17 protein-coding genes, 1 tRNA gene and 1 pseudogene are annotated in these 18,555 nt (G+C 61.4%); 8 read left to right on the top strand and 11 right to left on the bottom strand.

Annotated elements, in window-relative coordinates; translation table 11 throughout:
• The coding region (locus GY725_19200; GenBank protein ID MCP4006313.1) for a hypothetical protein at window positions 1–1,071 on the top strand (1,071 nt) is incomplete at its 5' end.
• Between the two features lie 49 nt (window positions 1,072–1,120).
• Here the strand turns inward: GY725_19200 and GY725_19205 are convergent.
• Window positions 1,121–1,468, bottom strand: a complete 348-nt coding sequence (locus tag GY725_19205) for a TerB family tellurite resistance protein (protein ID MCP4006314.1) — start codon at window positions 1,466–1,468, stop codon at window positions 1,121–1,123.
• A gap of 51 nt (window positions 1,469–1,519) precedes the next feature.
• Window positions 1,520–3,628, bottom strand: coding sequence for a response regulator (locus GY725_19210; GenBank protein MCP4006315.1), 2,109 nt, complete (start codon window positions 3,626–3,628; stop codon window positions 1,520–1,522).
• A gap of 211 nt (window positions 3,629–3,839) precedes the next feature.
• Here GY725_19210 and GY725_19215 point away from each other — a divergent pair, with 211 nt between their 5' ends.
• Window positions 3,840–5,156, top strand: coding sequence for a Gfo/Idh/MocA family oxidoreductase (locus GY725_19215; GenBank protein MCP4006316.1), 1,317 nt, complete (start codon window positions 3,840–3,842; stop codon window positions 5,154–5,156).
• Here GY725_19215 and GY725_19220 read toward each other — a convergent pair.
• Entirely contained in the window at window positions 5,101–6,759 is a 1,659-nt protein-coding gene (locus GY725_19220) for a PAS domain S-box protein (GenBank protein ID MCP4006317.1), read from the bottom strand. The two genes, GY725_19215 and GY725_19220, sit on opposite strands and share 56 nt — an antisense overlap.
• 103 nt (window positions 6,760–6,862) lie before the next feature.
• Between GY725_19220 and GY725_19225 the strand changes: the two genes are divergently transcribed.
• The 3 genes and pseudogenes from GY725_19225 to GY725_19235 all read left to right on the top strand — a co-directional run bounded on the left by GY725_19225 (window position 6,863) and on the right by GY725_19235 (window position 8,890).
• Window positions 6,863–7,513, top strand: coding sequence for a TetR/AcrR family transcriptional regulator (locus tag GY725_19225; GenBank protein MCP4006318.1), 651 nt, complete (start codon window positions 6,863–6,865; stop codon window positions 7,511–7,513).
• A 201-nt stretch (window positions 7,514–7,714) separates the two neighbouring features.
• Window positions 7,715–8,359, top strand: a pseudogene (locus tag GY725_19230) (HupE/UreJ family protein).
• A gap of 27 nt (window positions 8,360–8,386) precedes the next feature.
• Window positions 8,387–8,890: a HupE/UreJ family protein gene (locus GY725_19235; protein ID MCP4006319.1), complete on the top strand. Its 504-nt coding sequence runs from the start codon at window positions 8,387–8,389 to the stop codon at window positions 8,888–8,890.
• Here GY725_19235 and GY725_19240 read toward each other — a convergent pair.
• From GY725_19240 to GY725_19255, 4 genes are all read right to left on the bottom strand, one after another.
• Window positions 8,887–10,695: an EAL domain-containing protein gene (locus GY725_19240; GenBank protein MCP4006320.1), complete on the bottom strand. Its 1,809-nt coding sequence runs from the start codon at window positions 10,693–10,695 to the stop codon at window positions 8,887–8,889. The genes GY725_19235 and GY725_19240 overlap by 4 nt on opposite strands.
• Before the next feature lie 86 nt (window positions 10,696–10,781).
• A complete protein-coding gene (locus GY725_19245) occupies window positions 10,782–11,306 on the bottom strand; it encodes an adenine phosphoribosyltransferase (GenBank protein ID MCP4006321.1) in 525 nt (174 codons plus the stop codon).
• Complete coding sequence (locus GY725_19250) at window positions 11,303–12,016, bottom strand: M23 family metallopeptidase (protein MCP4006322.1); 714 nt, start codon at window positions 12,014–12,016, stop codon at window positions 11,303–11,305. Before GY725_19250 ends, GY725_19245 begins: the two co-directional genes overlap by 4 nt.
• Window positions 12,013–12,702 (bottom strand): DedA family protein, encoded by a 690-nt coding sequence (locus GY725_19255; protein MCP4006323.1) that lies wholly within the window; start codon window positions 12,700–12,702, stop codon window positions 12,013–12,015. Before GY725_19255 ends, GY725_19250 begins: the two co-directional genes overlap by 4 nt.
• Window positions 12,703–12,907: 205 nt before the next feature.
• Between GY725_19255 and GY725_19260 the strand changes: the two genes are divergently transcribed.
• Window positions 12,908–12,984 (top strand) — tRNA-Pro (locus GY725_19260).
• A gap of 379 nt (window positions 12,985–13,363) precedes the next feature.
• Here the strand turns inward: GY725_19260 and GY725_19265 are convergent.
• The 4 genes from GY725_19265 to GY725_19280 form a co-directional block, all read right to left on the bottom strand.
• Window positions 13,364–14,554: a site-specific integrase gene (locus GY725_19265; GenBank protein MCP4006324.1), complete on the bottom strand. Its 1,191-nt coding sequence runs from the start codon at window positions 14,552–14,554 to the stop codon at window positions 13,364–13,366.
• 317 nt (window positions 14,555–14,871) lie between these two features.
• Window positions 14,872–15,168, bottom strand: a complete 297-nt coding sequence (locus GY725_19270; protein MCP4006325.1) for a helix-turn-helix domain-containing protein — start codon at window positions 15,166–15,168, stop codon at window positions 14,872–14,874.
• Window positions 15,169–15,431: 263 nt separating this feature from the next.
• Window positions 15,432–15,980, bottom strand: coding sequence for a hypothetical protein (locus GY725_19275; protein ID MCP4006326.1), 549 nt, complete (start codon window positions 15,978–15,980; stop codon window positions 15,432–15,434).
• Between the two features lie 322 nt (window positions 15,981–16,302).
• Entirely contained in the window at window positions 16,303–17,046 is a 744-nt protein-coding gene (locus tag GY725_19280; protein ID MCP4006327.1) for a hypothetical protein, read from the bottom strand.
• 191 nt (window positions 17,047–17,237) lie between these two features.
• On the opposite strand from GY725_19280, the gene GY725_19285 reads away from it, so the two are divergent.
• The gene (locus tag GY725_19285; GenBank protein MCP4006328.1) at window positions 17,238–17,414 is read left to right on the top strand and encodes a helix-turn-helix domain-containing protein; all 177 of its coding nucleotides are present in this window, start codon (window positions 17,238–17,240) and stop codon (window positions 17,412–17,414) included.
• Between the two features lie 335 nt (window positions 17,415–17,749).
• A partial coding sequence (locus GY725_19290) for an SAM-dependent DNA methyltransferase (GenBank protein ID MCP4006329.1) occupies window positions 17,750–18,555 on the top strand: 806 nt, incomplete at its 3' end.

Raw genomic sequence — 18,555 nt, forward strand, 5'->3', positions numbered from 1 at the left:
CCAAAGCCGCCCTTCTGCCCCAACCCAGAGTGTGATTTCCACCGAACTTCGCAGGGTTGGAAGTTCATCAAGAAAGGCTTCTTCACTCGAGATGTGAATCCCAGGAGGATTCAGCGGTACAGGTGTCAACGCTGCAACCGCGCCTTCAGCTCACAAACCTTCAGTCTCACTTACTGGCTCAAACGACCCGACCTGATCTCACAGCTGTTCTACCGAGTCCTCGGTTGCTCCGCCCTGCGCCAGATTGCACCGGAGTTCGGGGTCTCCCACTCCACCGTGCTCCGACAACTCGATCGGCTTGGGCGTCACTGCCTGTTGTTTCACGAACAGCTCAGGCCAAAGACTCCGACCGAGTCCCTGGCGATCGACGGATTCCGCAGCTTCGAATCGGGGCAGTACTGGCCTTTTGACGTGAACCTCCTGGTCGGAGCTTCGCATTACGTCTACGGCTTCAATGACGCGGAGTTGCGGCGCAGTGGCCGCATGACCCGGGCTCAGCGCCGCAAGCGCGCGGACCTCGAGCAGCGCTTCGGCCGCCCGGCCGGACAGGCCACCCGGGACGCGATCCAGGAGTTGCTGGAGCGATCTATCGGCCTCGGCCAATCCGTGGAGCTTTGGTCGGACGAGCACAAGGCCTATCCGAGGGCGATTGCGCGCGTAGGAGACCGGGAGATCCGCCATCGCACGATTTCGTCCAAGGCCAGTCGCACTCCCCGCAACCCTCTGTTTCCGGTGAACCTGGCGGATCTCCTGCTTCGTCACACGGGGGCCAACCACAAGCGGGAAACGATTGCGTTTTCGAAGCGGCGTCAGTGTGGGATGTACCGTGTGGCGATCTGGGAGGTGTGGCGCAACTACGTGAAGTCTCGTTCAGAGCGTCGCCGGGATGAGACTCCCGCGCAGTACCTGGGGATCACGCAGCGGCGTTACACGGTTGGAGCCTTGATGCGTCAGCGCTTGTTCGCTTCTCGGATGGACCTTCCGGTCTGGTTGAAGCGCTGTTACGAACGGCGCATTCCGACCCGCAGGCTGCCGGGCGGGCGGAGTCACGAACTCTCGTACGCGTACTGAGGCTGGTGAATGGGGCAGATGGCTTGAACGGGTTGGGTTCAAAGCCGAATTAAGACCCAATCTCCGGACCACCGCTTAGGAGTTGCTTGAAGAGGCTGAGGTTCTCGCGCTCTTCCGGCGAAATCTCCTCGTCCGCAAGCGTGATCTCTTCGATCTTTTCGAGAAAGACCCTGCGGTGCTCCAGGGGGATGGCCGTCGGATCTACTTCCTCGGGTAGTGGCGGCGTACGCAGCCAACCGGCCACGAGGGAGCGTTCGTCGTCGTCGAGCCCGAAACGAGCTGCGAGCTTTGCCACGAACTCCCGCTCCTGTTCACGTACTTCGAGATCTGCCCAGGCAAATGAGCACAGGAACTTCATGAGTCGGAGGCGTTCAGCCGGTTCCAGGGATTTCAACATGGATCGGCATATTGAACGCTGAGAGCGCGCGCAGCAAGTGCGAAAACGGGGCTACCCCTGCTCGGGCTTGGAACTTTCCATATGGTGCGCGAGCATCGTCAGGAGCTTGAAACGCTCGATCGGCTTGGTTGCGTAGTCATCGCACCCCGCCTGGATGCAACGCTGGCGCTCTTCTGGCAGCGCGTGGGCGGTGAGGGCGATGATCGGAGCCGTGTAGCCCGCCTCCCGAAGCCGCGTTGTCGCCTGGTAGCCGTCGAGCACCGGCATCTGCATATCCATTAGGATCGCGTCAAAACAGTGCCCGTCCTGCTTGGCCACCATGGCGGCCTCGTACCCGATCAAACCATTCTCGGCGACCTCGACTCTCAGGCCTGCGCGTTCTAGTACGTTTCGGATGACGCGCTGGTTGTCGACGCCGTCTTCGACGACCAGAATTCGCCCGTCGAGTCGCGAAGTATCGACTCGATTCTGCAGGCTCATATCGGATTCGGTTCCGGCTTCGTCCAGTTCTTGGGTCAGAGAGACACCGGGCAATGGCACGACGGGCAGGCGAACACGGAACGTGCTGCCGTGTCCCGGCTTGCTGCGGGCGTCGAGCTGGCCTCCCAGCAACTCGGCCAGGCTCCGGGTTATTGCGAGTCCGAGGCCTGTCCCGCCGAAGCGGCGTGTGGTCGAATTGTCGGCCTGGCTGAAGGCGCTGAACACTCGTTCGAGTTCATCGGGCGAAAGCCCAATACCGGTATCTGCGACCTGGATGTCGAGCAATTCCCGGTCGGCGTGATATCGCGTCACGACACGCACACGTCCGCGCTCGGTGAACTTGATCGCATTGCCGACCAGATTGAGCAGAATCTGGCGCAGGCGAACGGGGTCACACTCGATCTCGCGTGGGACCGGACCGTCGAGTTCGATGATCAGTTCGATTCCCTTTTCATGTGCCGGAACTTCCAGCAGATCGTCGAGTTCGATGAGCAAGCGTGGTAGTGACATTCGGATCTTCTCGATCGCGAGCCGATTCGCTTCAATCTTCGAGAAGTCGAGCACGTCGTTGATGATTTCCAGCAGGTAGTCGGCGTTGCGACGAATCGTGCGCAACGCTTCCCGTTGCTCCTTGCTGAGCGAATCCGATTCACCCAGCAGAAGCATCTCTGTGAACCCGAGAATCGCAGTCATTGGGGTGCGGACTTCGTGACTCACATTGGCGACGAACTGCGTCTTGGCCCGGGCCGCTGCCTCAGCGTCGTTGCGGGCCTGCTCGAGTTCGGCATTCGCCTGCTCTAGTCCCGCCGCGTACTCGCGCAGTCGTTGCTCTTCGAGCTTGCGCTCAGTCACATCGCGCACGGAGAGGGCAAGCAGGCTACGGCCAGCCATGCTCACCTTGCGCACAGTCACGGAGGCAGGGAAGCGCGTGCCATCGGGACGCCTTCCCTCCATTGCTAGTTCCTCTCCCCCGTTTTCGTTTGATTCCGAAGCCGCACCCTCGATGCGCAACGCGGGGAGCAGACTCGATATCGGACTCTGGGAGAGTTCCTCGCCGTTTCCGCAGAACATCTCGCGTGCGACGCCATTTGCCGAATGCAGAACGCCTTCTGGCGTCACCAACAACATGGCTTCATTGGCCGATTCGAGAATGCCACGCTGCAACGCCTCGGACTGCTGCAGAGCAGCGGCCACGCGCATACGTTCGAGTTCTGCGGCCGCGCGGGCTGAAAAGATCTGGATCAGTGCGGTATCGCGCGCTTCTTCCGGAAGGGCTCCTGAGTCACATAAGCAAAGAAATCCCAGTCGCTTGCTCTCACGGTCCAGAAGAGATGCCACCACCAGGCTTTGCGCGCCGGTTCGCGCGACGGTCGGATCGTTCGGAAACACGCTACTGGCTCCGACTTCGACCGTGAACAGGGGTTCACCCGCCGCCCGCTCGAAAACGCTGCCTGCGAGCGGATACAAAGCAGACCCCTGAGTACTCTCACCGTCGGTCAGAACGAGGATTTCATAGTCATCAGGTGGCCGCAGCGCGACGACCATCGCGAATTCCATGCTGAAGGCCCGCGAAACTGAGCGAGCGAGTGCACCGAGAACGCCGTCGCCACTTCCCGGCGTCGTGCCCTCGACCAGGAGGCGGATTCTCCTGGAACGATCTGGATGACCCACATCAGACATGCGTGTCCGCTTCCTTCTCAAGCCAATGAGGTTGCAGCTACCGGCGCAGATTCGCGCATTCGTCTCAATAGGCCTCTTCGGCGTCGAGGGAAACCAGCTTGACGGTCCGCATCTAATACCGGGAGAGACAGTAGAGCCCAGAAGGCGCCTCGCGAAGCGGTGTTACCAAACCGGCAGACTCGGACTCTCCTAGATGCAATAATCCGCCAAAATGCCTGCTATCAAAACACTACTGATTGGTGCCGGAAACCGGGGTCGCAGCGTATTTGGACGGTACGCACTAGAGCATCCCGAACGGCTTCGCATTATCGGCGTGGCTGAACCGGTCGACGAGCGCAGGGCGATCTTTGCCCGGGAACACGACCTTCCGACGGAGCGTTGCTACCAGAACTGGCCAGAACTGCTTTCGGGAGTTTCAGGGGCAGACGCTGTCATTGTCGCCACCGGAGACTCCCAGCACGTCGAGCCCGCAATCGCGGCGCTGGCCAGCGGCTACCACGTCTTGTTGGAGAAGCCGATCGCGCCGTCACCCGAAGCGTGCTTGCGCGTGGTCGAAGCCGCGGAAACGGCACAACGCGCGCTACAGATCGGTCACGTTCTGCGACACACGGATTTCTACCAGCGCGCGCACGCTATTCTTCGCAGCGGACGGATCGGTCGCATCATCCACATGGACCTGCGCGAACACGTCGCTCACTGGCATATGGCGCACTCCTACGTGCGCGGGAAGTTTCGCAATTCTCAGATCGCAGCACCGTTCATCCTGGCCAAGAGTTGCCACGATCTCGACCTCCTGGTGTGGCTGGCCGAGGCCCCTGTACTGAAGCTCCAGTCCTTCGGAAGCCGCTCGCATTACCGTCAGGAGTACGCGCCTCCCGGAGCGCCAGAGCGGTGCACCGACGGCTGTCCCGTTCAGGCCTCGTGTCCACACGATGCGGAAGCTTTCTATCTGGGACCGAACGAAGAACTCGCTCGCCTGTGGCCCTGGCACGATCTTTCGACCGATCCGTCCCGTGCAGCCCGCCGGAAGGCGTTAGAGAACGGACGCTATGGGCGATGCGCATACCGATGCGACAACGACGTTGCGGATCACCAGACCGTAAACCTGGAACTCGAAGACGGTGTGACCGCGACGCTAGGCGTGCATGGGGTCGCAACTCATGAATCGCGCACCTTGCGAATCAGCGGCAGCGAAGGAGAGCTTCGCGGTCACCTGGACAGCGGTGCGATCGAGATCACCCGCCACGGCCAACTCCAGAGTGAACAGGTTCAGATTCCCGAGCCAGAATCGGGCCATTCAGGCGGCGACGAAGGCCTCATGCATCACTTTACAAATGCGTTGCTGACCGGTGAGCTGGATGAGGTTTGCGCCTCCGGCCGAACCGCCCTGGAAAGCCATCTGCTCGGTTTCGCCGCCGAGGTGTCGCGGGCGGAGTCTCGTGTGGTCGAGATGGGCGAATATCGCGAAAGCATCAAGCTCGGCTCGCGATCGAGCGTCCCAAAGGCGACAAAGGAATCTCCACGGTGATCTGTGCCCCGCCGCCCGGGCGGTCTCCAACGCAAATTCGACCTTCATGGCCCATTACGATACCGCGCGCGATCGAAAGGCCGAGCCCGGTCCCTCCACCGCGCGTCGTGTAGAAGGGTTCAAATACCTTCTCGCGTTCCTCTGGTGCTATTCCTGGCCCGGTATCGGCCACGATGAACGTCACGACGCGGGGTTCTTGCATGACCTCTGCCGTGAGCCAGAGTTCGCCACCCTCGGGCATCGCATCGAGAGCGTTTTCGGCCAGGCTCTCTAGCGCAGCCGTGAGCAGCGGACGGTCGATAGTCAGACCTGGAAGACCCTCGCCGATATCGACCGAGAGATTCACGCCCTGTTTCAGTGACCGCTCGGAGAAGTGATCGCGTACCTCCGAGAGGATCGCCGATGCGCGCTCCCGGGAACGATTGATCTTGCCCTGCCGATAGAGCGTGAGCGTACGGGCGACCACATCGCGCACGCGATAACCCAGGCGCAGCACCCGCTGAATGCGGGGTTCGGGGTTCTCATCAACAGCCAGTTCGGCAGTTCCAATCAACGCCGCCAGGGGATTATTGATCGCGTGCGCGACACTTCCCGCGAGGTCTTCAAGAGCGCCCAGGCGCTCTGCCTGCAGCAGACGCGATTGCAATTCGCGCATTTCCCGAGTCCGGCGCTGAACCTCATGCTCGAGTTCTTCACGCTGACGTCGCAGCCGCTCTTCCACTTCGACCTGCTCGCTTACATCGCGCACCGTTACCACGATACCCAGCTCACCTTCTCGGGAACTGAAGCGCCGGGCCGCGAATTCGCCCCAGAAAACGCCGCCATCACCCCTGAGCAGACGCAAGGTCGTGCGGGTCGTGCTGGCTTCCGCTGTTTGCAAGAAAATCGTGCGGGCTCCCAGGCGATCGTCGGGGTGAATCAGTTCTCGGGCATAAGTTCCCACGAGATCGGCCGAGCTGCGACCGAAGACTTCGAGTGCAGAGGAACTCACGAACCGCAACCGACCGCCGTCTGCGATCTCGAACATCACATCCAGAACACTGTCGCTCAGCGCAGCAAAGCGCTCCGCGCTTTCGAGCAATTCAGCTTCCGCCTGTTTGCGCGCATCGATCCTCCGGACAGCGCCGTAGTAGAACCTCTCGCCGGTCGGGGAAGAACTCTCGAGGCGAGTACTCGCCTCGACCCAACGGGCCTCGCCCTCTTGAGAAATCAGGCGGAATTCACAACGCCCCAGTTGACCGGCGGAAATGCGAAGCCCGTACTCGACCACGCGTTGTTGGTCCTCGGGATGGATCGCCGTGCGCCAATCGTCGAGCGGGAGATCATCGGGAGAAAGCCCGGAAACCTCGAAAAAGGAGTCGCTCGCCCATTCGAGTCGCAGATGGTTCGGAGGAGTGATGACGATGCAGAACACGCAATCGAACGACAACTCGAGGAGACGGCGTTGGTGCGCCTCCTGCTCGCGCAATTGTCGATGAATTCGCTCCAGTTCCCCGTGCGATGAGGCCAACTCCGAACGATCAACCGCCGAACGTATGCCGTGGCGCAATACCTCGATGGCAGAGCGAACTCGTGAAATCAGCGCAGGCCGATCCAGCTTCAACCCATTCCCCTCAGGATCTCTCCGCGCGCACTCTAACAAACCGCACAATAATTCCCGAATCGACCATACTCGAGCACGACCGTGCTGTTTTTTGAGTACGACCGTGCTATTTTCTGATTCGATGAAAACGGAGAAACTCGACCGTTCGATGCGCCATGGCGAACGCCGACGGCGCGAGATCCTCGCCCTCGCGGTGGACCTGAGCTCGGCAGAAGGCCTCGAGGGCCTCTCCATCGGCCGGCTTGCCGATGAAGCGGGTTTGAGCAAGAGCGGCCTGTACGGCCATTTTGGCTCCAAGGAAGAACTGCAACTCGCCGCCATCGCTGCGGCCTCCCGGGCCTTCGAAACAGCGGTCATGCTTCCCTCTCAGGACGAAGAGCCCGGTTTGATGCGACTGCGCGAGATGCTCGAGCTGTGGCTGAGTCACGTCGAAAGGCGCGACAATCGCGGAGGCTGTTTCCTCTTCGCGACCTCGAGTGAGTTCGGCAGTCGCCCCGGAGAGATTCGCAAGAAACTCGCGTTCGCCACTCGGGCGTGGTTGCTCGCGCTGGAGCGCGAAGTCAGGGTTGCAGTCCGATCGGGCGAGTTCGAACCCGATACCGACCCCCGTCAGCTCGCCTTCGAACTACACGCCTTCGTCCAAGAAGCCAACTGGGCACGCGAACTCTTTGACGACTCGCGTGCCTTCCGTCGCGCACAGACAGCCATCAACCACAGACTTCGAAGTCTCCGCCCACACAGTTCAAAGAATTGAGTTCGAAAGACAAGGCCGTGCCTCTGACGGCTGATGTCGTTGTGCTGCTGGGGACTCTCCCGTACACGGGATTGCGCAGACGGCCAGGAAGCCCCGAGGCTCCTTCCGCCTGAATCCGCTCCGGCGCGCTACTATCCCCGGCCTATGCATCCCTCCAGAATCTGGCTTGCCTGCGCCGCGGCATGCACACTGCTCGCCCTGATGAGTGCGCCTCGCCCGGCCGAGGCGCATGGACGCAGCGTTTCCTACTCGCGCTGGGAGATCGAAACCGGGAGCGTGCGTGTACGAGCGCGCATTTCGCTACTGGAACTGACCCGCCTGGGGATCCAACCGAGTACACCCCCCGAACTCACCGCCCGTTACCTGTCCGACCACCTTCGCCTGACCGCAGCGGGTGTACATTGCCCGCCCGAGCAGTTGCCGCGCGCAAGAGGAGCCCGCGAGGGCTGGGCGGCCTTCAGTTGGACGGTGCGCTGCCCAGAAAGCGACGACTTGGCGGTCGAGAGCCAGATCCTGTTGAAGGTCGCACCTTCCCATCTGCACTTCGCGCGCGTGAGCTTCGCCGGAGGTCGATTCACCGAACGTGTCTTGACCGAGGCCGAGCCGAGCTGGCCCCTGCCCATGCCCGGAGACAATGCAGCCGCTTCCGAGAAGCAAGGTACCGGTACGTCATTGCTCGAATACCTGGTATTGGGTGTCGAACACATTCTTTCGGGCTGGGACCATCTGGCCTTCCTGCTCGCGCTACTGCTTCTTGCGGGAACGCTAGGCGAAGTCGCCACATTGGTGACATCGTTCACCGTCGCGCATAGCGTCACCCTCGGACTCGCGGCACTGGGAGTGTTGCACCCGAATGCCTCTGCCGTTGAAGCCATGATCGGCTTCTCGATCGCCCTGGTCGCCGCAGAGAATTCCTGGCTTCTGGGTGGCAAGGACCGGCGCGTGCCGATGGTGGTCGGTGTCGGCACGCTGCTATTCGCAGGGATTGCCCTCGGGGGCTTTGTCAAGGTCTCGCCTCTGGCTTTCGTTGGCCTGGCACTGTTTTCGATCTGCCACTTCGGCCTGCTACGCACAGCCAGTCATCCGGCTCGTCTGCGGGCGGCGGTCGCTTTTGCTTTCGGCCTGGTACACGGTTTTGGCTTTGCCGGAGTACTCGATGAGATGCAACTGGATTCTTCCAGACTTCTGCCTGCACTCTTCGGATTCAACGCGGGTGTAGAAGTGGGACAACTCGCACTCGTGGCTCTGGTCTGGCCCCTGTTGCGCCTGCTTGCGCGTCAGCGCGACGGCCATTGGCATCGCCAGCTGGCGAAGATCGGATCCGCGGCGATCTGCGGACTGGGGATCTTCTGGTTCGTGACCAGGATCTTTGGTTAGGACCTGGGCAGTTCGAATGGAAAGTCGAAGCCCGCGGCCCAGGCGTCCGTGAATTCCGACGCCGGAACAGGCCTTCCGAACAGATAGCCCTGCATGTTCGTGCAACCGAGCGCGTACAAGAAGGCCATCTCTTCTTCGGTCTCCACACCCTCGGCGATCACCTTGAGACCGAGCTCCTTGGCCACGGCCATCACGGCGCGAGTGATCGCCGCATTCTTCGGACTGTCTGGGATGTCCTGCACGAATGTACGATCGATCTTGAGAGTATTTGCAGGGAACTTTCCGAGCACGCTGAGAGACGAGTAACCGGTGCCGAAGTCATCGATGGAGATCTGCACGCCCATCTCGCGGAACACGTTGATGTTTCGCAACGCGATCTCCACGTTGTCCATGATCGTGTTTTCGGTGATCTCGAGATCCAGGTGAGACGGATCCAGACCGGTCTCCTTCAAGATATCGGCGACCCTTGCAGCAAGCGATTCCGCCTGGAACTGACGGAAGCTCACGTTGACCGAGATCGGGAACTCACCCAGGCCCGAAGTCTCCCATTGGCGTTTCTGCTTACAGGCCTCGCGCATGACCCATTCGCCGATCGGCCGAATCAAGCCGGCGCTCTCCGCGATCGGAATGAAGCGACCCGGTGGAATCATCCCCAGCTCTGGATGGACCCAGCGGAGCAGTGCTTCGGCTCCGATCAGCTCACCTTTCTGAGCGTCGATCTGCGGCTGGTAGTAGAGCGTGAACTCTTCGCGATTCAGTGCCCCGCGCAACGCGTACTCGAGCTGCATGCGCTCGAGTGAAGATCCCTGCATCGAACGCGAGTAGAATTGATAGTGAGCTCGGCCCTGCTCCTTCACCAGATGGAGCGCCATATCGGCGTGACGAATCAGTTCATCGGGTGTTTCACCGTCGTCCGGATAAACGGCGATGCCGATGCTCGGCGTCACTCGCAATTCCTGATTTCCGACCTGATGCGGTTCCGAGACGCTCTCGAGTATCTTCTGCGCCACCATCACGGCATCATCGCGTTCGCTCAGATTGACCAGGATGATCGCGAATTCATCGCTTCCGAACCGCGCGACCATATCGCTGCCGCGTACACAGGAGCGCAGGCGCTGGGCGACGGAACGAAGAAGGTCGTCACCGACATCGTTCCCCAGGTTCTCATTGATGCGCTTGAAGTGATCCAGGTTCGTGGTCAGGACGGCCAGCGTCTGCTGGTAGCGCTGTGCCAGATCCAGGGTCTTGCGAGCGAAGTCCTGGAACAGGCTTCGATTCGCCATTCCGGTCAGAGCATCGTGTGTCGCCAGGTATCGTTGTTGCCGTCTGGCATTTTCCACGACCTGGTCGGATCTGCGCAACGCCTTGACGGTGCTCTCGAGAGCACGCTTGCGCTGCTCGAGAGCCTCGGTCATCTCGGCATGCTGATCGCGATCGAGTTTCGCGCGAATCAGACCATCGATGCGCGCACACGCCAGTCGGTCGTGTACGGGATAGATCAGGGAATCGACAGCCCCCGCGTCCAGGCACTCAATCGCCAGCGATTCCTGGCCCGCGCGTGAGAGCACGAGCACTGAAAGGTCGCGAAGATCCTCTGCCCCGGAGAGCTCCGCGCTCAACTCGACGGCATCTGTGTCTGTTAGAAAGAGGCTCAGGATGACCAGATCGGGGGTCGTCTGGCGAACGTAGTCTGCACTTGCTTCGCCATATGTCGCCGAAATGCACTCGTGCCCGGTGGAACACAGGACCTCACGGAGTTCCTGTACCTGCGGTGCATTCTCGTCGATGATCAAGATCCGAGCCAAGTTGCCCTTCGGCCGGAAAGCAACACCTATAGCTACTACCGGTCTTCTCCAAGACAACTTCGGTCGGGATGCGATCGGAATTAAGATCAGTAAGTCAGAACCGATCGAATCTCGGTACCATTGAGCGCCTTGCGCCCTTCGAGGAAGCTCAACTCGATCAAGAAGCTCGCCCCGAGTACCTTGCCGCCCATCGAACGCACGAGACGAGTGGTGGCTGCGGCGGTGCCTCCGGTGGCGATCACGTCGTCGATGAGCAGAACGCGCTGATCCTGTTGCACCGTGTCGCGATGCATCTCGATTTCTTCGGAACCGTATTCCAGTTGATAGCTCTCGGAAACGGTCTGCCAGGGCAGCTTGCCCTTTTTGCGCGCCAGGCCAAAGCCCGCTCCCAGGCGAAGCGCGACGGCCGGGCCGAAAATAAAACCGCGAGACTCGATGCCGACCACCAGATCGACACCGGCGCCCTGGAACGGTTCAGAGAGCAGATCAACCGATACCCGCAGAGCATCTGGATTCTGCAGGAGTGGGGTGATGTCCTTGAAAACCACCCCTGGCGTCGGAAAATCGGGTACGTCGCGAACGAGGCTCAGCAGATTTTTTGTCGGACTCATGGCAGGTAGTGTAAAGGATCGCGCGCCTGGCCGTCTCGGCGCACTTCGAAGTGCAGATGCGGCGCCGTCGCCCGGCCTGTCGCGCCCACTTCGCCGATCACCTGCCCTCTTTCCACGAACTCGCCGACGCGCACGTGGTTCTTGCGATTGTGCGCATAGACCGTCGAATACGCGCCGGTGTGCTTCAGGATGATCAGGTTTCCGTAACCCGCAAAGCCGTTTCCCGAGTGGATGACCCGGCCCGCCTCCGCAGCACGAATCTGGGTCCCCCGCCCGGCCGAAATATCCAGGCCGTCGTGATGGGCTCCTCGACGAACGCCGTAACGACTCGTCAGCGTACCGCGCACGGGCCATGAAAATGCGTGATTGACACCGCGCGTCCCGCGCTCATCGCTGCGCGTCCAGGCCCTGGCCGACTTCGACGCCACACGTCGCGCGTGCAACGGAACCACCAGGTGTTGACCGACTCGTAACTGCGTCACATCGCGCAATCCGTTCGCGCGCCGAATCGCGTCGACGCTCGAACCGTAGCGCTGCGATATGCGCCAGGCAGTCTCGCCCTTCTGCACGATGTGCGTGCGCGTACCCGGAGCCGGAGTCGCTGCACCTGCGGGCAGAATCTGCGGACCCGGCGTACCGCAGCCCGAGAGCGCCACGCCCAGCAGGAACGCCAGCAACCCATCCCGAGTGCGGGTAAAAGAGAACCTCACGGAGCCGTTTTCCGACGCTGGTGGAACACGTAGAAGCCAATCGCCAGCACCACAAGAGCCAGGATCCCTAACGTCGTGTTCTGCAGCAAAGGCCGCCAGAGTTCTTCGTTCGCACCCGCGAGGTATCCGATCGCGACCAGGATCGCGCTCCACGAACCCGCACCCACCGCGGTGTAGAAGGCAAACTTCGCAATCTGCATGCGCGCAAGACCCGCGGGAACCGAGATCAGCTGACGCACGCCGGGAATCAGACGCGCGACCAATGTGGTGATCTCTCCGTGACTTTCGAAGTAGCGATCCGCTGCATCGAGTTGCTCTGCCTTGATCAAGAAATAGTGGCCGATCCTTTCGATCACCGGACGACCCAACCACAGGGCAAGCCCGTAGTTGATGAACGCACCCAGGAGCGAACCAGCCAGTCCGGCTGCCACCGCGAGCCCTGCACTCATCTTCCCCTGTGCGGCCAGATAACCGGCCGGGATCATCGCGACTTCGCTGGGAAACGGAACGAACGACGACTCGACCGTCATCATGATGAGGATCCCCCAATAACCCCATTCCTGGACGGTACCCACCACCCAATCGACAGCCATCTCGAGCAACGATCCACTCTCCCTGTTCCGGTCCAGATCCGGTCCAAATCTCCAGCCCGCCACGGGCAACCGAACCCGTTCGCCGAAGATCATCACAGGGGGCGGACGCATGCGTCCGTTGGGAGAAACAAGGTCCCGAAAGACGTCGCCCGCCACCACCCCCCTGGCCTCTTTCCTGAGACGTCACGGGAAGATGCCGGAATTCATCCGGCGGGGCCTGAAACCCCCAATCAGGCAACTACCCGGAAGCCTTCCCCGGGCCAAGCCCGCGCGAAAGGCTATACTGCGCGCCGGTCGGCGGGGCGTAGCGCAGCCTGGTAGCGCGCCTGAATGGGGTTCAGGAGGTCCGGAGTTCGAATCTCCGCGCCCCGACCAAGGATTCCGGGCACTTACGCTGATCCTGACCACATCGACCGACCGGTTGGTGCTTGAGTAGTGCTTGAAGCCTGCCGAACAGGACGCTTCAGCTTCCTGAGGACCATTTCTCAAGTGGACTCTTCGTGGACCGTCCTGAATTCGAACTATCCACTCTGGCGGTGGAACGGGAAGTGGCTACGACATGACTGCCATGAATCCCCTTTGTGTTGGCTCAATCCGTTGCATGCAATGGAGTGCCGGAAGTGCCGTGCCCCGATCCCAGAAGATATCCGGAAGAGGACGTGGTTCTGGGCGAAGCTAGCCCTTTGGGCAGAGATCTCGACGGGCAGGCCGGTGCCGACGCTGTGAGCGCGCCAGCCGACGCCAAGATTGGCTCCTACCCAAAGAGCGTTTTCTCGATCTGCCGCGTCGCTTCTTCCTGCATTCCGGGCATGACATGCGAGTAGGTATCGAGTGTCTGCCGCGTGGTCGAGTGGCCAAGCCTCTCCGCCACGACCTTGGGATTCACGCCCGCAGCCGCAAGCATCGTGGCATGCGTGTGGCGAAGGTCGTACAAGCGCACGATCTTCGGCAACTCTGCGCGTTCCAGGGCCGGTTTGAAGTGGCGGTTGACCAGGTTGCGCACTTCGAGCGGACGGCCCGCAGCATTCGCGAATGCGAGGTCGGCGGCCCTGTCGTAGGCGGCTCCGAGCTTCAGCGCCCTCTCGGACTGGACCCGACGATGATCCCGGAGCGCGGCGGCGAGCGATTTGGGTAGCGGGACCGCACGACGCGATCCTGCCGTCTTCGGTTCCTTGAAGGTGGGCTTCCCGTCAGACCCGCGACTCAGTGACCGCCGGATCGTCGCGTTTGCCGAATCCAGGTCCAGGTCCGCCCACCGAAGGGCCAGTGCTTCGCCGGGGCGGCAACCCGTACCGATGAGGAAGTCGAAGAAGGCGGCGTAGGGATCCCCTTCAAGCTTCGAGCGAAGGCTGGCCACCTGCTCTACCGAAAGCGCGTACATTTCTCGCCGCTGCTGGCGCGGCAGGCTGATCAGTTCCGCCGGATTCCGGTGAAGAAGGTCGTCTCGGACTGCATCACGAAGGGCGCTTCCAAGAATCGCGTGCGCCAGTCTCACCGTCCGAGGAGAGAGTGTCCCGGTCGTGATCTGTTCTTTGGCCTTGCGTCGTCCAGCAGGACGAAGCCTCTGTGCTGAAAGCTCGTTGATGAAAGCCTGGACATCCGACCGCCGGATCTGCTCAAGAACAAGGTCTCCGAGTCGCGGAACTACGTAGGCGTTGAGAAGCCAGCAGTAGTCCGCATGCGTGCGTGGCGAGAGTCGCATTGAGACGGTCATCAACCATCGCTCCAGATACGCAGCGAGAGTCTCTTTCGAGGGATCGACGTACTCGCCAGTGTCCCGACTCCGCAATATCTGACGCAGCGCGCGCTCGGCTTCGCGCTTGGTGCCGTGGATCGTTCTCGACTTGTGCCGATACTTCCCGGTGGCTGAATCAGCACCGACCGACCAGCGAATGAGGAACTTCCCCTCCCCTCGCTTCACGACCTGCCCTTCCCTGCGACTCACATCAACCCTTTCGTCGGCGAGCCAAAGACCGTTTGACGAGTTCGTAGATGAACGATCCGAGCGGCTGATCTCCAGCTTCCCGCTGAAGTTCGCGATGCTCGGACTCCGTCACCGTGACCATGATCTTGCGGTTGCGCTTCTCGCTTGTCGGAAGCGGCTTCCGGCCCGATCCTGGGCGGCGTCCACCTCTCCCTTTGATTTTGTCTGTCACGATATCATACGCCTTTGAAGTCGGGCAAGAGGCAATCAGAGGGACAGATTCTCTCACGGTTGTTGCTCGACGTCCCTGAGTTCGGTCCGTGTGGGCTCCTCCATCTCTAGATCTCTCCTCGTTCCAGCCACGTCGAGAGACCACGCTCGGAGAAGCGGAGCGATTTCTCGCCGCAACGAACCACGCCGAGCCCACCCGCCCTCGCGAGTTGGTACACCTTGCCTCGACTCAGCCCGGTGATCTGCATGACTTCGGCGGCGGTGAGCAGCTTCAGGCCCCCCGATCCGTTGGCGGGCTCGCTGGACGGCGCAATCGCTTCGAGTCTCTCCAGACGCGCGACGAGATCAGCCTGTCGCTGAGTCAGTACCTGAAGCTCGGCTACGATGGCGGCGCGTTCTGTCACGCTGCTTCACTGCTCGGATCGAACATGTGCACGCCCAAGTGTTCCGCGAGCCAGGCTACGTTATGTACTCGCAGAGCCGTTGTTGCTTGCTCTTCGGAACGGAGACTCATTGTTACGCGAGCGCCTTCGATGCCAGATTCCCAACCTGTTGCCGATGTTGGGGATTCCTGGTGAAGAAGCGAGTTAAGAGAAGAGAGCATCGAGGGAAGAGAGACGAGTCCAGAGCCTGGAGCGAATAGGTCAGAGTAGAGAACACCTGCTGTTCACCCACCAGGAGATCCCCCGCGCCGTGCGAGGTACGGTGGCACACCCTCAATACGCGCGATGATCTTTCGCACAACGGACTTCCGCGCACCGTCGGGCAATGGATCGCCGTCTGCATCCTTGACCACCTCACCGATGCGCGCCTTCAGGACACAGTCTCCGTAGATGTCATCGGGTGTGAGCCGGTGTAGGAATCCGGGAGGATTCAAGCCGATGCTCTGCGTGAAGTCCTTCGCGAAGTTGCCCAGGAGGGACGGGTACTGCGTCGGGCGAGGCTGCGCGACATAGCGACGAACCCTGTAGCCTCCGAGATCAAGCTCGGGCTCCCCGAGCGGCCCGCGCTCGATTACGAACTCCGAGACGAACGTGAGGCGCCGGTACGTCTCGATGATCCGGTACTCGACGTACCCGATCAGGTACACACCATCGGGGACGCGCGTGAAGCGAGAGGATCGCAGCGGATCGTGTTGAATGTCCTTTGAGATCTCGCCAGAGGCAGCGTCGCGCTCGTTCTCTGCGAACACTACTTGGAGATCGGGCCGCGTCATTTCGTAGTCCTCGGGCGATCGTTAGGCACTGGATGGTATCGGCGGCTCTCGATCCACTGGTCCACATCGGCGAGCCGCACGCGCAGCCAGCTGCCGATCTGGTACGCAGGGAGCTGCCCGTCTCGGATTGCTGCCCAAAGCCGTCGAGCGTACAGGCCGCGAGCGCGGGCCGCGTTGTTCACGGTGATGAGAGTGCCGCTTCGATTGCGATTGATGTCCATAAAGCGAGGTTAGGTCAGGTCGCGGGCGTTCCCGAAAGTTCGGCAGCCAAATGGGGGTAGAAGAATCAGCCCCCTATTTTGCCGCCGATACTGTGCGGGGATCAGCTCCCGAGCGCGCGGATGCTGTCTTGAAGGAGCTTCCTCATCGCTCGCTCCCTAAGCGGCCTATCCCCAAGCTGATCTGCTACTTCCAGTGCGAGTGCCCGTGAGACCAGCGTGTCTACTCTGACCCGCTGTTCGGGCGATGCGCCAAGGACCTCACGAGCCCGAGCGGCGAACTCTGTTGACCGAGCGCCAAGATCAGCCAGCTCCAGCGGGCCGCCGCCCGTGATGTCTTTGGCCTCCTCGGTCCAGTCATTCAATAGTTGCACGACGATCTCGATCTGCTTCCGGCGCTTCTCCGTCGTCGTCCCGCGCGGACGTCCCCGGCGGAACAGAAGCCCTCCCCAATTCACTCGCAGCCGCTGTCGGCCCCGCCCATCACCCAACATCTGCACCATCAGCGGCTTGTTGCGCAACGGCTCTGGGATCTCATCCTTGGAGAGTACGCGTGATGCGGGCGGTCCGGGAATCCTCCTGACGGCTGCGAGAACAGCAGCACGGAGATCCTCGAAATCATCGCGGGGAAGGACGCCGTCGCTCTCAGTTCGGAGCGCCAACAGCCGAAGCGCAGTCCTCCAGATCGCAAGCTCTCGCTCATCCAGACGGCGTTGCCCCGTGTAGCGTGCCTCGTCCCGTCGGCCGAAGAACTCGACGAACAGCGCGCGCAGATCGACGCCTCGGGCGTGAAACGCCTGGACCTGCTTTTCGGTCAGCCCCTGCTCCCAGGGGTCCGCATTGGGCATGTCGCTCGCTCCGCGCGACGCTCCGCTGTGGAACGGAAGCTGGCCGCCCGGAGCGGAGCGGCCCCCGTCGCGAACGGGTGCCTCCGGTGAGAGAGAGTAGCGCGCGCGACGATGACGACCGATCCTGTTCTGCAGGGGGTGTTCTTATGAACCCAATTGACCCGGACGATCTGTTCGATGTACGCGGCGAGGTGATCCCGGCGGTGCTGAGCGTGGACGAGACCGCCGAGAGGCTAAGCGTTCATCCACAGACGATTCACGCGATGATCAGGCGTGGCGAGCTGCGCGCGATTCGTGCGGGCCGCCGCGTGCTCGTGCCGATCCAGGCGATCGAAGACTTCGTGTGGGGCCGCCCAGCCGCGCGATGATCTGCGGGAACTGGTAGGGCGCGCGCCGGAGCATGTGGCTCCTCTTCCCCCCAGACCTCGCCGCCTGTTGAGGATTGAATCCTCTGAAATATCAGGCGCATATACACATGTCCTGACCCTTTAGTTGATCTCTTCGCGCTACTCGCTGGTGTTACAGCGCCATCTGAGCGTGAACGACCTCGACCGTGGGTCTGAGCGACAGGCGGCACCTCGTGTAACCTCCGAAGACCGCTCCAGGCCGATCCTGTAAGGCGCGCCCAGTTGGGCGCGGTGCGGGAGAGACGCCGAAGAGTCCTGTCCAGGGCCTGCTCTTCGTGGATTTGGGAGAAGAACTAGTGATCACTGGCGAACTTAAATCCAAAATCGACCGAATCTGGGACACGATGTGGTCCGGTGGCATCTCGAACCCTCTCTCGGTCATTGAGCAGCTCACCTACCTGCTCTTCATCAAGCGCCTCGACGAGCTGCACACACTCAAGGAGGCCAAGGCCGCCCGCACCAAGAAGCCCATCGGGGAGCCGATCTTCACCCCCGACCAGGACTGCCTCCGCTGGTCGCGCTTCAAGGAGACCGCCCCCGAGCAGATGTTCGAGACTGTGCGCGACAAGGTGTTCCCGTTCATTAAGACCCTCGGACAGAAGGGGGATGCCGACGGCGAGGGTGGATCGACGTACACCCACCACATGAAGGACGCCCTGTTCATGATGCCGACGGCGCGGGTGCTGGCGAACGTAGTGGACCAGCTCGATGGCATCGACATGGCCGACAGCGACACCAAGGGCGACCTCTACGAGTACATGCTCGGCAAGATCGCTATAGCCGGGCAGAACGGGCAGTTCCGCACCCCGCGCCACATCATCCAGCTGATGGTGGACATGACTGCGCCGACGCCCAAGGACTTGATCTGCGATCCGGCTTGCGGCACAGCGGGCTTCCTCATTGCGGCATCCGAATACCTCCGCACCCACCACAGCGACACCATCTACAAGGACGCCGCCACTCGTCGCCGCTTCAACGACCACACCTTCCACGGCTACGACTTCGACAACACGATGCTGCGCATCGGTAGCATGAACATGCTGCTGCATGGCGTGGAGAACCCGGACATCCGCTACAAGGACTCGCTGGCCCAGGCCGACGA

The sequence above is a fragment of the bacterium genome, from assembly GCA_024226335.1.
Lineage (GTDB): Bacteria > Myxococcota_A > UBA9160 > SZUA-336 > SZUA-336 > JAAELY01.

Coding starts and splice junctions, on each gene's coding strand:
- GY725_19205 (MCP4006314.1), bottom strand. CDS start 1,468: ATGTTGAAATCCCTGGAACCGGCTGAACGCCTCCGACTCATGAAGTTC.
- GY725_19210 (MCP4006315.1), bottom strand. CDS start 3,628: ATGTCTGATGTGGGTCATCCAGATCGTTCCAGGAGAATCCGCCTCCTG.
- GY725_19215 (MCP4006316.1), top strand. CDS start 3,840: ATGCCTGCTATCAAAACACTACTGATTGGTGCCGGAAACCGGGGTCGC.
- GY725_19235 (MCP4006319.1), top strand. CDS start 8,387: ATGATCGGCTTCTCGATCGCCCTGGTCGCCGCAGAGAATTCCTGGCTT.
- GY725_19245 (MCP4006321.1), bottom strand. CDS start 11,306: ATGAGTCCGACAAAAAATCTGCTGAGCCTCGTTCGCGACGTACCCGAT.
- GY725_19255 (MCP4006323.1), bottom strand. CDS start 12,702: ATGATCTTCGGCGAACGGGTTCGGTTGCCCGTGGCGGGCTGGAGATTT.
- GY725_19275 (MCP4006326.1), bottom strand. CDS start 15,980: ATGACGCGGCCCGATCTCCAAGTAGTGTTCGCAGAGAACGAGCGCGAC.
- GY725_19280 (MCP4006327.1), bottom strand. CDS start 17,046: ATGCCCAATGCGGACCCCTGGGAGCAGGGGCTGACCGAAAAGCAGGTC.